Source organism: Chryseolinea sp. T2, assembly GCF_037203685.1.
Taxonomy (GTDB): Bacteria; Bacteroidota; Bacteroidia; order Cytophagales; family Cyclobacteriaceae; genus Chryseolinea.
This window is the reverse complement of the sequence record NZ_JBBCAU010000010.1, coordinates 256,720-269,121: the sequence shown is the minus strand read 5'-3', so window position 1 is coordinate 269,121 and position 12,402 is coordinate 256,720. Positions and strand designations below refer to the sequence as shown.

General features: G+C 48.3%; 8 protein-coding genes. 4 read left to right on the top strand and 4 right to left on the bottom strand.

Annotated elements, in window-relative coordinates; genetic code table 11:
• Nucleotides 1-48: 48 nt before the first annotated feature.
• The 4 genes from WBG78_RS27420 to WBG78_RS27405 all read left to right on the top strand — a co-directional run bounded on the left by WBG78_RS27420 (nt 49) and on the right by WBG78_RS27405 (nt 6,593).
• Nucleotides 49-2,379 (top strand): Tex family protein, encoded by a 2,331-nt coding sequence (locus WBG78_RS27420; RefSeq protein WP_337329721.1) that lies wholly within the window; start codon nt 49-51, stop codon nt 2,377-2,379.
• 501 nt (nt 2,380-2,880) lie between these two features.
• On the top strand, nt 2,881-4,533 hold the full coding sequence (gene pgi, locus WBG78_RS27415) for a glucose-6-phosphate isomerase (RefSeq protein WP_337329720.1): 1,653 nt from the start codon (nt 2,881-2,883) through the stop codon (nt 4,531-4,533).
• 59 nt (nt 4,534-4,592) lie between these two features.
• Nucleotides 4,593-5,576, top strand: coding sequence for a 6-phosphofructokinase (gene pfkA / locus WBG78_RS27410; RefSeq protein WP_337329719.1), 984 nt, complete (start codon nt 4,593-4,595; stop codon nt 5,574-5,576).
• A 33-nt stretch (nt 5,577-5,609) separates the two neighbouring features.
• Complete coding sequence (locus WBG78_RS27405; protein WP_337329718.1) at nt 5,610-6,593, top strand: ROK family protein; 984 nt, start codon at nt 5,610-5,612, stop codon at nt 6,591-6,593.
• Here WBG78_RS27405 and WBG78_RS27400 read toward each other — a convergent pair.
• The 4 genes from WBG78_RS27400 to glgB are packed head-to-tail and all read right to left on the bottom strand — an operon-like array spanning nt 6,568 to nt 12,358.
• Nucleotides 6,568-7,425, bottom strand: a complete 858-nt coding sequence (locus WBG78_RS27400) for an HTTM domain-containing protein (protein ID WP_337329717.1) — start codon at nt 7,423-7,425, stop codon at nt 6,568-6,570. The genes WBG78_RS27405 and WBG78_RS27400 overlap by 26 nt on opposite strands.
• Nucleotides 7,422-7,934: a hypothetical protein gene (locus tag WBG78_RS27395; protein WP_337329716.1), complete on the bottom strand. Its 513-nt coding sequence runs from the start codon at nt 7,932-7,934 to the stop codon at nt 7,422-7,424. The genes WBG78_RS27400 and WBG78_RS27395 overlap by 4 nt, the downstream gene beginning before the upstream one ends.
• A 3-nt stretch (nt 7,935-7,937) precedes the next feature.
• On the bottom strand, nt 7,938-10,331 hold the full coding sequence (locus tag WBG78_RS27390) for a DUF3536 domain-containing protein (RefSeq protein WP_337329715.1): 2,394 nt from the start codon (nt 10,329-10,331) through the stop codon (nt 7,938-7,940).
• Nucleotides 10,332-10,381: 50 nt separating this feature from the next.
• The gene (gene glgB / locus WBG78_RS27385) at nt 10,382-12,358 is read right to left on the bottom strand and encodes a 1,4-alpha-glucan branching protein GlgB (protein WP_337329714.1); all 1,977 of its coding nucleotides are present in this window, start codon (nt 12,356-12,358) and stop codon (nt 10,382-10,384) included.
• Nucleotides 12,359-12,402 lie beyond the last annotated feature (44 nt).

The following is a 12,402-nucleotide window of genomic DNA, read 5'->3' as shown; positions in this document are numbered from 1 at the left end:
ATTGCAGGTTGTGAACCTTATTCTATTTTTGCCACCTGTTCGTTTATTATGGAGAAGGAAAACATTTCGCGTTGGGTAGAGCAGATTGCTAAAGAACTATCACTTCAGGTAAAGCATGTTAATGCCGTAGCCACCTTACTACAAGAAGGTGCAACGATACCCTTCATATCCCGGTACCGTAAGGAGCTCACCGGAAGCATGGATGAGGTGGCGGTCGCTGCCGTCAAGGATCGGCTGGAGCAACTGCAGGAGCTGGATGCCCGTAGAGAGGCCATCATTTCATCGATCGAAAAGCAGGGAAAACTTACTGTAGAGCTTATGAGCGCTATCGTGTCGGCCGAAACGCTGGCACAGCTTGAAGATATTTATCTGCCATTTAAGCCGAAGCGAAAGACCAGGGCAAGTGTTGCCCGTGAAAAGGGTCTTGAACCGCTGGCCCAGAAACTGGTAGATCAGGAGTCATTCAATATCAATGATTATGCATCTACGTTTGTCGATGGCGAAAAAGGAGTCGCCGACATTAGTGAAGCGCTGGCCGGTGCCCGCGACATCATTGCCGAGTGGGCAAGTGAAAACCCCATCGTGCGAAAGAACGTACGCGACCTCTTCTGGAACGAAGGCGTTATCGAATCCAAAGTACTGAAGGGCAAGGAAGCTGAGGGACAGAAGTACAAAGACTATTTTGAATGGACTGAATCCATTGGCAAAACACCTTCACACCGGCTGCTGGCGATGCGTCGCGGAGAGAAGGAAGGCATTCTGGCTCTCGATATTTTCCCCGACGAAGAAATGGCCATCGGTGCTGTTGAGCGCGTATTTGTCAAAATAGATAATGCTGCCGCTGCAGAAGTGAAGGTCGCTATCCGCGACAGCTATAAGCGCCTGCTGAAACCATCGCTCGAAACCGAAGTTCGGATGGAATCAAAGATGAAGGCAGATGAAGACGCGATTCGCGTGTTCGCAGACAACCTTCGTGAATTGTTGCTGGCCGCTCCTTTAGGACAAAAGAATGTGCTTGCTCTTGATCCCGGGTTCCGTACAGGATGTAAACTGGTATGCCTGGACCGTCAGGGTAAGTTACTGCATAACGACACGATCTATCCGCATGAGCCGCAGCGAGAAACTGCCAAGGCATCAGCGCTGATAAAAATGCTTTGCGAGAAGTACGATATCGAAGCTGTGTCAATAGGTAACGGTACGGCTGGGCGTGAAACCGAAGCATTCGTGAAATCTATCGGGCTTCCTCACAAGGTCACTATCGTGATGGTTAATGAGAGCGGTGCTTCCGTTTACTCTGCATCAGAGGTAGCCCGTGATGAATTCCCTGACAAAGACCTGACCGTGCGCGGCGCTGTATCTATCGGGCGACGACTGATGGATCCTCTGGCCGAACTGGTAAAGATCGACGCAAAATCTATCGGCGTCGGCCAGTATCAGCACGACGTAGATCAGACAAGATTGAAAACCGGCCTCGACAACATCGTCATGAGCTGTGTTAACTCTGTTGGAGTAGAAGTAAATACCGCGAGCAAGGAATTGCTTTCCTATGTATCAGGACTGAGTTCGGCACTCGCCCGTAATATCGTTGACTTCCGGAATCAGAACGGCCCTTTTAAAGATCGTCAGTCGCTGATGAAGGTCAGCCGACTGGGTGAGAAAGTCTTCGAACAGGCTGCAGGCTTCCTGCGCATTCGTGAATCTGAGAATCCACTTGATGCCAGCGCCGTTCACCCCGAAAGTTATGCACTCGTTGAAACGATGGCAAAAGATCTCGGCTGTGAAGTACGTGACCTTATGACCCGCGCCGAGCTGCGTGCTCAGCTCGATCTGAAGCGATACGTATCTGATAAAGTCGGACTCCCGACATTAACTGATATTGTTGCTGAATTGGAGAAGCCAGGCCGTGATCCGCGGAAAGTATTCGAAGTGTTCAGCTTTACGGATGGCGTTAACAGCATTGGTGATCTTAAGATAGGTATGCGTCTGCCCGGCCTCGTAACGAACGTAACCAATTTCGGTGCCTTCGTAGATGTCGGTGTTCACCAGGACGGCCTCGTTCACATTAGTCACTTGTCGGATAACTTTATCAAAGATCCTCAGCAGGTAGTAAGCGTACAGCAAAAAGTAATGGTGACTGTTGTCGAGGTCGACGTACCGCGTAAACGCATCGGACTTTCTATGAAGAAGGATCCATTTGCCCAGGAACCTCAACGACCATCTGATGGCGGCGGCAAAGGCAAGAAGGATCGTCCTCATGGCGACAACCGCAGGGATAATCGTGATAACCGCGACAATCGGGACAACAGGCAAAAGGAGAAGCCAAAAGAGATGAGCATGGAGGAGAAAATGGCCATGCTTCTGAATAAATACAAGAAGTAGTACTGAGTCTTTAGTCCTGAGTCCTTAGTAGGTCTTGAGTAGTTGAAGTATTGAGGTTGTATTACTCAGGACTAAATACTCAAGACTAAATACTTTAGAGTCCTTAGTATTTAGTCCTGAGTCCTTAGTGGGTATTGAGTAGTGTAGAATTGAGTTTTGCCGGACTGTTCCGATAATGTTGAGGCCTTACATTATTTAACAATTAAAGAATTACTCAGGACTAAATACTCAAGACTAAATACTTTAGAGTCCTTAGTATTTAGTCCTGAGTCCTTAGTGGGTATTAAGTATTTGAAGTGTTGAGTTTATTCAGAACTAAAGCATAAGTACTAATGCTAAGTAATCCTGAGATGTAATAAACACAGAGTATTTGAATACATTGAGTTTTACTCAGTACTAAGGACTCAGTACTAAGGACTCAATACTAAGGACTCACTACTAAGGACTAACCTAAAGTTACCAGTACTAACGACTAACGACTAAATACTAAAGACTATCTCGATGTTTCCACAGCACAACCCAACGTCTACCAGCGCGTGGCAAAAATTGGAAGTTCAGTTTCTCACCATGCAGGCAACAACCATGCGAGAGCTCTTCCAGGAAGACCCTGAACGCTTCAACAGATTTCACGCGACCTTCGAAGATATTCTCGTCGACTATTCAAAGAACATTGTAACGGATGAGACGATTAAGGATCTGCTGGAGCTGGCGCGTGAAGTTGATTTGAAAGACGCTATCGAAGCCATGTTCACCGGCGTTCGTATCAATCAGACAGAAAAGCGCTCTGTTCTTCATATCGCACTGCGCAATCGCTCGTCGGTGCCTGTCCTTGCTGATGGCGCTGATGTAATGCCAGAGGTAAACAAGGTGCTTAAACAGATGTCTGACTTCTCGTCGCGTCTGTTATCGGGTGAGTGGAAAGGATATACAGGCAAATCGATCACTGATATTGTAAACATAGGTATTGGTGGTTCGGACCTCGGACCTTATATGGTTACCGAAGCGCTGAAGCCCTACGCCAAACATATCAAGCCGCACTTTGTATCAAATGTTGATGGTACTCATATTGCCGAAACGCTGAAGGATCTCAATCCGGAGACCACGCTGTTCATCATTGCCTCCAAAACGTTCACCACTCAGGAGACCATGACGAATGCAGAATCGGCACGTGCATGGCTTCTCGAGAAATCGGCAGGTAAGGCAGACGTTGCAAAGCACTTTGTGGCCGTATCAACCAACACGTCTGAAGTAACCCGCTTTGGCATTGCCGCGGAAAACATGTTTGTGTTCTGGGACTGGGTGGGCGGACGTTATTCGCTGTGGTCGTCAATTGGTCTCTCTATTGTATGTACCATCGGTTATGAAAACTTCGTGCAACTCCTTGAAGGTGCGCATGCGATGGATAAACATTTCAGGGAAACACCTTTTGAAAAGAACGTCCCTGTGATTCTTGCCCTTCTCGGTGTTTGGTATAACAACTTCTTTGGCGCTGCATCGGAGGCCATCCTCCCCTACGACCAATATCTTCATCGCTTCGCTGCTTACTTTCAGCAAGGCAACATGGAGAGCAACGGTAAGGCTGTAGGCCGCGATGGTGAATCCGTACACTACCAGACCGGTCCTATCATCTGGGGCGAGCCAGGAACAAACGGCCAGCACGCATTTTATCAACTCATTCACCAGGGTACTAAACTTATACCGTGCGATTTCCTGGCACCGGCGGTCAGCCATAATCCAATTGGCGATCATCATGTAAAGCTCATGTCGAATTTTTTTGCGCAGACCGAGGCCCTGATGAAGGGGAAGACGCGCGAAGAAGTGGAAGAAGAATTGAAAGGTGCTGGAATGAGTAAGGATGAACTTGAGTTTCAGGCCTCATTCCGGGTGTTTGATGGAAATCGTCCCACCAACAGCATTCTGTTTAAACAACTAACACCCAGAACACTGGGCTCGCTCATAGCCATGTACGAGCACAAGATTTTTACTCAGGGCGTCATCTGGAACATCTTCAGCTTTGATCAATGGGGCGTTGAACTTGGTAAGGTTCTGGCCAAGAAAATCCTTGGTGAGCTCACGAATGACGCGACCATTACCTCCCACGACTCCTCAACCAACGGCCTGATCAACAATTTCAAACGTTTGAGATTCAATTGATGAAATTGTTGATTGTAAAGTAGAACTCGTCCCTTATTTTTGTTGGATTGTATTCTTAAATGGACAATAAAATTTCGAAGATCGGGGTGTTCACGTCGGGTGGCGATGCTCCGGGAATGAATGCAGCTATCCGTGCCGTGGTTCGTGCCTGCACCTATTATAAGAAGAGTTGTGTGGGTATCATGCGCGGATATGAAGGCATGATTGAAGGCGATATCATGAAGCTGGACGCGCGTTCCGTTGGAAACATCATACAGCGCGGCGGCACCATTTTGAAGTCAGCACGCAGCAAGGAATTCAGAACCGCAGAAGGCCGGGCAAAGGCCTACGACCATATTAAAAAGCAGGGTATTGACGCGCTCATCGCCATTGGCGGCGACGGTACGTTTACCGGACTAAACAAGTTCTATCAGGAATATAACATTCCTTCGATCTGCATTCCTGGAACCATCGACAACGACCTTGCAGGGACTGATTACACCATTGGCTACGACACAGCAACCAATACTGCTGTTGAGGCCATTGACAGAATCAGAGACACTGCATTATCTCATAATCGTCTCTTCTTTATTGAAGTGATGGGAAGGCACTCAGGGTATATCGCCATGAACAGTGGAATAGCCGGTGGTGCTGCTGCCATTATATGCCCCGAAGAAAGCATGTCATTCGATGAGTTATATGCACTCTTAGGTGAAGGCGTGAAGACCAACAAAAAGTCGAATCTCATTGTGGTTGCCGAAGGATCAAAGATCGGCGGCGCACACGCCCTGGCGCAGCAGGTTGCCGAACGCACCGACTATTTTGACATCAAGGTTACCGTTTTAGGTCACTTACAACGAGGTGGCACTCCGACTTACTTCGACAGAGTTTTGGCCTCACAAATGGGTGTAGGCGCAGTAGAGGGCTTGTTCAATAACGAGTTCGATACGATGGTAGGCGTGCGCAATAGAAAAATAGTCTACAACAAATTCGATGACGTCGTGGGCAAGCACCATGATATCGACGACGAATCCTTCCGAATCGCCAAGATCCTTTCGATATAAGTCACAATCCTTTAAAAATTTAAAACTCGTACTATGAGAGAGCTTACGATCGGCATTGACATTGGTGGCACCAATACTAAATATGGTATTGTTGACCGCACAGGAAATGTGATTTCTCATGGCAGCATTTCCACCACCCAATACGCAGAATTCAAGGACTATTTCAAAGGCTTAGCTGCTGCGTTGCGAACAGAGATCGCACAGATACCCGGATCTCATAAGATCATTGGCGTTGGTGTAGGTGCCGCGAACGGCAACTATTACAAGGGTACAATCGAACGGGCAACCAACCTGCCGTGGAAAGGTATCATACCGTTAGCAGACATGTTCAAAGAAGAGTTTGATCTGCCGGCCATTGTAACTAACGATGCGAATGCCGCAGCCGTTGGTGAGATGGTTTACGGATCAGCTAAAGGGATGAAAGACTTCGTCGTGATCACGCTCGGCACGGGATTGGGAAGTGGATTCGTTTGCAACGGTCAACTCCTTAATGGTAAGCATGGCATCGCCGGAGAAGTCGGACATACGTCTGTAAATCCTGCCGGTCGCTATTGTAATTGTGGAAAGCGCGGATGTCTTGAAACCTACGTATCTGCGACAGGCATTAAGAGAACAGTATATAAGTTGCTGGCCGATCACCTCGAACCGAGTGAACTTCGCGGCATCAGTTTCGACAACCTCACGACGAAGATGATCACTGAATCAGCTGTGCGCGGTGATGTTGTTGCTCTGGCAGCATTTGAGTACACAGGACGTATCCTCGGAATGAAACTTGCCGAGACTGTGGTTCATACAGATCCTGAAGCAATCTTCCTGTTCGGTGGACTTTCACTCGCAGGAGATCTGATCTTCAAGCCTACTATTAAACACATGGAAGCTAACCTCATGCCGCTGTTCCGCGGCAAGGTGAAAGTCCTTCCATCAGGTCTTCAAAATCAGGCGGCGCCAATCATCGGTGCCAGCAGCCTGGTATGGAATTACCTAGATAACACTACGCTGAAAGAAGCGCTGGCCTGAACATTCCTGCATACTGATCGTCGCGGATAAATATCAATACCGCGACGATCATTATTCTTGAAAAATCCCCCAGGTCCATCATCCACCAGATTCCAAGGTGGAACGCTATTGCCATGAAGATCAGCGTGGGTTGGCACGACCTGAACCATATCAGCACACCGAAGAGCGTTTCCAGAAGTATCGCTGACCAGGAGAATGCAAAGTCCCACAATGGCGTAGCAAGGAATGAAGGAAAATCGGGGTTCAGCATCCCTCCTGCATAGCGCATGTAATCAAACGCCTTACCGGTAGTCCAAACGTTACTTTTAATTTTATCTGCACCAGAGGCGGCGTATAGAAATACGAACTGCAGCATACATCCTATCCGGGCGGCGTTGTATAAAAGGGTCTGAGGCCTTAGGCCGGATTTTGATTTAGCCGGTATCAGAAAGATCGCCCACAGCGACAGCATGAAAGTAAGAACATCTCCGCCATCGCCACTTGGAATGGTAAAAATCAGCAGGTTAAAGGCAAGCAGGCTGAACAATATTGCTGTGATGTAGTTACACCGGAGGAACAGATGCACCAGCAGAAATACAACAACCGCCAGGAAGAACGCATGAGGATGATGGGCAGCGAAACGGGCCGGCCACAATAACGGTCCGGATATACGTCCATCCGGTATCCGGAATTCATGAACACCTGCGATCATCGCCTGTGACCGCCATGCTAGCAACACACGTAACAGTACTGCTGCCGTAAGTGCGCGATAAAAGACCAGCGTAGACAAAGGTTGCAATGGACGCCTCAGCGCCGCCTCAACTACTGCACCAACCTTTTGTTGTACGTTCATCTATTGCGGAACCTGAATTGAAACACCGTATCTACACCGGCAACGCCATCAGAAAATCCTCTCCGGATGCTGACCATATTAATTGAATCGGCATTCCGGAATCGCTCCTGCGTTCTTAAGTACATCTTCAGTTCGTTCAACGCCCGCGTTCGGTCAGCTTCTCTGCGCGAATGGTTTACGCTCTCCGTCAGGAATACCTCAAAGGCACGTCGCTGAAGCGCCAGGTTTTTGCTCAGATGTGGATTCGCGACATCTTCACAAGCATAGTCTGTCGGGACCGACCATGTGCCATTGACTTGCTGGCTCACCATCAGGTGCGACTTTGACCCGATACGAGGCTGCTGAAAGAACGGACCCAGTACGACAAACCGGCGATAGAATTTCAATGCAGGGCTTACCCTGCTTGTCTCAGGACTGATGATAATGATGAGCGCGAGCAGTACGTGCACTGCTATGGCAAGGCAGATCAGCGTACCGAAAACAGAAAAGATCGTTCGGCGATCTCTCATTAATTACTCAAGCTTTACCCGCAAATGATCTCCAAGGGCAATGAAATGTTTAATCCATTCGGGTGAATGGCCACGATGCGTACGGTTTGCAGAAGCCATTTCGAAGTACAGGTTCTGACTCTTATACAGGTTCGGATTCAGATTGAATTTCAGGAGCAAGGGGAACACGCGATTAAGACGCTGAATTCTTTTATGATTATCTCCTTCCACAGCAATTCTTTTTACCTCCCTGAAAATACTTTCACCTGCAAGCCGCTCAAGCTTTCCGGTATCTTCGAGTACGAGCCTCCATTTCACCAGGTCGCTCATAATGCGTTCTATCTGGGCGACATTCATACGCTCAGAATCGAATGCGCGCACCAGGTCCTCATTCAATACGTAGGCGAATGTGGTCCTGTAGGCACTCGGTATGGGCGTATCGCTGTTGGCCAGTGCCATCACAAGCGGATAATCGCGGTTATAGATCCTGCGCAGAGAGCTCTCCATGTCGCGCATACTCTGATAAGTTATCAGATTAAAGACCTTGCGCTTCTCATCACGGAACAATTGCCAGATCGTATACTTCTCTCCGCCAAAACTATTCTGCATCATTGCAAGAACATCCGCCAGGCGCGCTTCATCAAAAGCCCGCTCCAATTGCGCCTGTACATCGGCAAACCGCTCATTCTGCATATCGAGCGAAATGTTCCCAATGATATTGTGCTGTCCCATGTAGATCGCAGCAAACGCGAAGCGTTTTTCGGACCTGGTTACATTCGACTTGACATTGGTAACACCCAACACCATCTTCAGTTCACCGGCTTCTTTACGGACGAAATAATCGTTGCTTGTGGTATAGTTGAAAACCGGCGTGGACTCAGGATCTTCCTCGAAGATAGAAGCAACGGCAAAGTGCATTCCCACGCGTTGCAGGTTGGTCCTCGATGGCAACACAAATTTACGATAGACCTCAGCGCCGTCGCTCAGTGAGGGCACATTGCTTGGCGCCTTTTCAATGCGCTTCAGAAATTCTTCTTCAAGATTTACGTCGCTCGTCTGACTTAAAAGCTGCATCGCCCTGCAGGCGTATTGAAGAATCTGGACTGTTTCAATACCGGAAATCTCGTCGAAGAACCATCCGCAGCTCGTATACATCAGGAGTGCATTGCGCTGCACTTCCATCAACCGAAACACGCGGTTCTGTTCTACTTCCTGTATGCAATGTTTTTTCAGGAACTCTTCTATCGTTGACTCATTCCTGGAAAGGATCACGTCGATATATTCATCACGGGCCTTCCATGGATCGTGAAGTATCTTCCCTCCTTCTTCCTCGTATATTTTGGCTACCTCATCGCGCAGCCAATCGAGCGATTCCCTCAGGGGCTTACGCCACAGCTGATGCCAGTCCGGCTTGCCGGAATTACATCCACAGTTGTCTCTCCAGCGCTCAACACCATGCACACAACTCCACGAGCTGTTTTCGTGTACGATGGCTTCGTAAGCGGGAGGAAACTTCTCCAGGTACTCCGGATAATTGGTTAGCGTTACGTCTTTCAGACGAGTAATATGGTCGACACAAAATGCAAGTGCCATATCGCCATGCTTGTGGTGGTGACCGTAGGTTTCTCCATCTGTGGCAATGTGCACGAGCTGAGGTCCTTCTTCTGCCGGATCAAAGGCACCTAAAAGCCGGTTGGCAAATTTGTTACCATCGTACAAAAGGCCATCGAATGCAACGCCCTGTGAGATGCGTCCGTCATAGAAAAACAATGCAATCTCGCGACCGGAGGGCAGCACACATTTGTAAGGGCGCTTTGTATCCAGCGATTCCGTTGTAACGTCCTGCCATACCGTTGTACCGATCTTGCGAATGCTGCGCGCCTGGCGCGGCGCCAGCACTGTGAAAGTGATGCCGTGTTTTGCAAGAAGATCCAGTGACTTCACATCAACAGCAGTTTCTGCCAGCCACATTCCCTCAGGCTTCCTGCCAAAGCGGAACTCAAAATCTTTAATGCCCCAGATGATCTGCGTTTCCTTGTCGCGATCGTTGGCAAGGGGAAGGATCATGTGGTTGTATACCTGCGCCATGGCCGAGCCATGGCCGCTGAACTGACGAGCGCTGTCTTTGTCGGCGTCGAGTATGGCGTGGTAGGTTGTAGGATCATTAACCTCCATCCACGACAACAAAGTCGGGCCGTAGTTGAAACTTATCTTTGAATAGTTGTTGATGATGTTCTTAATGACACCACCGCCATTGAGAATACGCGATGCCGTGTTAGGCGCATAGCATTCCGCAGATATTCGTTCGTTCCAATCGTGGTAAGGATGGGCCGAATCCTGAACTTCAATTACTTCTAACCACGCATTCTCCCGCGGAGGCTGGTAGAAATGCCCGTGTATGCAAATATGTTTCTTCAAGGCTCAATATTAGATCAAGCCGGGTCCCAGTTCACATGCTTGTAAAAAATCTAAGCAGGGAGATCAAATTCGCTCACTTCGCGTTCAAGTTTCCAAACGGAGATGCCCAGCGGAGGTAAAGTTAATGAAATCGAATAATCTCTCCCATGGAATTTTACAGGGCTCGTCATCACCGGATTATCATTAAGCACACCGCTGCCGTTGTATTTACTGTGATCAGAGCTTAGCACTTCCTTCCAAAAGCCACGCTGAGGAACACCAATCCGGTAATGCTGACGAACAATCGGAGTAAAGTTACAGATCACAATGATCAGATCTTCTTTAGTATCGGCCTGCCGCTGATATGCGATCACACTATTCTCCTGATCGGAATAATCAATCCAGCTGAATCCTTTGTGCTCAAACTGATATTGATAAAGCGCCTTTTCAGCGGCGTAAAATCGATTGAGGTCCGCAACAAACTTCTGCAGACCCTGATGAACTCCGTAGTCAAGCAGATGCCAGTCGAGGCTTTTCTCATGGTTCCATTCAGACGTCTGACCAAACTCACCCCCCATAAACAGCAGCTTCGTTCCAGGGTGAGTGAACATATAGCCGTACAACAAGCGAAGGTTGGCGAACTTCTGCCACTCGTCACCAGGCATCTTACCGGCGATGGATCCCTTGCCGTGCACGACTTCATCGTGAGAGAGAGGCAGCATGAAATTTTCTGTGAACGCATAAACAATGCTGAAGGTGATCTCGTTCTGGTGGTACTTCCTATACACGGGATCCTGACTAAAATAGTGGAGCGTGTCGTGCATCCATCCCATCATCCATTTCTGTCCGAAGCCAAGCCCGCCAAGATAAGTCGGCCTTGAAACGCCCGTCCATGACGTAGACTCTTCAGCAATCGTCACTGCATCAGGAAACTGATTATATACCACCTCATTCATCTCCTTCAGAAAACTGATGGCTTCGATATTTTCGTTTCCACCGTACGAGTTCGGTATCCACTCACCGGCTTTCCGTGAATAATCCAGATAAAGCATTGAAGCTACTGCATCGACACGAAGTCCGTCGATATGATAACGATCCAGCCAGAACACAGCATTGCTGATAAGGAATGACCTTACTTCATTTCGTCCATAATTGAATATGTAGCTCTTCCAATCAGGATGGAATCCTTTTCTCGGATCTTCATGCTCATACAGGAATGTTCCATCGAACTTGTAAAGGCCATGAGCGTCGCCGGGGAAGTGCGATGGAACCCAATCCAATATGACCCCAATGTCTTCACGATGAAAGCAATCCACGAGATACATGAAATCAGAAGGGCTTCCATAACGACTCGTTGGCGCAAAGTATCCCGTGAGCTGATAGCCCCATGAACCATAAAAGGGATGCTCCATCACCGGAAGAAACTCCACGTGCGTGAAGCCCATTTCCTTAACGTATGGAACGAGTTGCTCTGCCAGTTCGGGATAAGTCAGCCACTCGAACTCACCATCATCCTTCTGCTTTCGTCGCCAGGAGCCGAGGTGCACTTCATATATTGAATAGGGCTTCTTCGCAGTAGCCTTCTTTTTCCGGTCCGACATCCATACCGAGTCTTTCCATTCGTAATGGGTTTCCCACACAATGGAAGCCGTGCGTGGTGGCTCTTCCGATAAAGACCCGAAAGGGTCTGACTTTTCGAGGAACTCTCCGGTGTTGGAATGAATAGCATATTTGTATGCTTCGCCGTGATTGATGTCGGTAAAGAGGCCTTCCCAAATTCCAGACTCATCCCAACGGGGAGAAAGCTTATGTACTGATTCCTTCCAGTGATTAAAATTTCCAATAACAGAGATGGCTTTAGCGTTCGGAGCCCACACAGCGAAGTACGTACCCTTATGGGTACCGTTGTCGACATAATGAGCGCCCAGCTTTTCGTAAAGTTTATAGTGCTTTCCCGTCTTGAACAGGTGCACATCAAAGTCAGTGATCAGTGTAAATGCGTCCGATGGAGTGGACATCGATTTTTTGGATGCGCCTTTCTTTGCCATGACTTTCCTTTTTTAGCGTCGTGTTGATAATGTATAAAGCACCA

Coding starts and splice junctions, on each gene's coding strand:
- WBG78_RS27420 (WP_337329721.1), top strand. CDS start 49: ATGGAGAAGGAAAACATTTCGCGTTGGGTAGAGCAGATTGCTAAAGAA.
- pgi (WP_337329720.1), top strand. CDS start 2,881: ATGTTTCCACAGCACAACCCAACGTCTACCAGCGCGTGGCAAAAATTG.
- pfkA (WP_337329719.1), top strand. CDS start 4,593: ATGGACAATAAAATTTCGAAGATCGGGGTGTTCACGTCGGGTGGCGAT.
- WBG78_RS27405 (WP_337329718.1), top strand. CDS start 5,610: ATGAGAGAGCTTACGATCGGCATTGACATTGGTGGCACCAATACTAAA.
- WBG78_RS27400 (WP_337329717.1), bottom strand. CDS start 7,425: ATGAACGTACAACAAAAGGTTGGTGCAGTAGTTGAGGCGGCGCTGAGG.
- WBG78_RS27395 (WP_337329716.1), bottom strand. CDS start 7,934: ATGAGAGATCGCCGAACGATCTTTTCTGTTTTCGGTACGCTGATCTGC.
- glgB (WP_337329714.1), bottom strand. CDS start 12,358: ATGGCAAAGAAAGGCGCATCCAAAAAATCGATGTCCACTCCATCGGAC.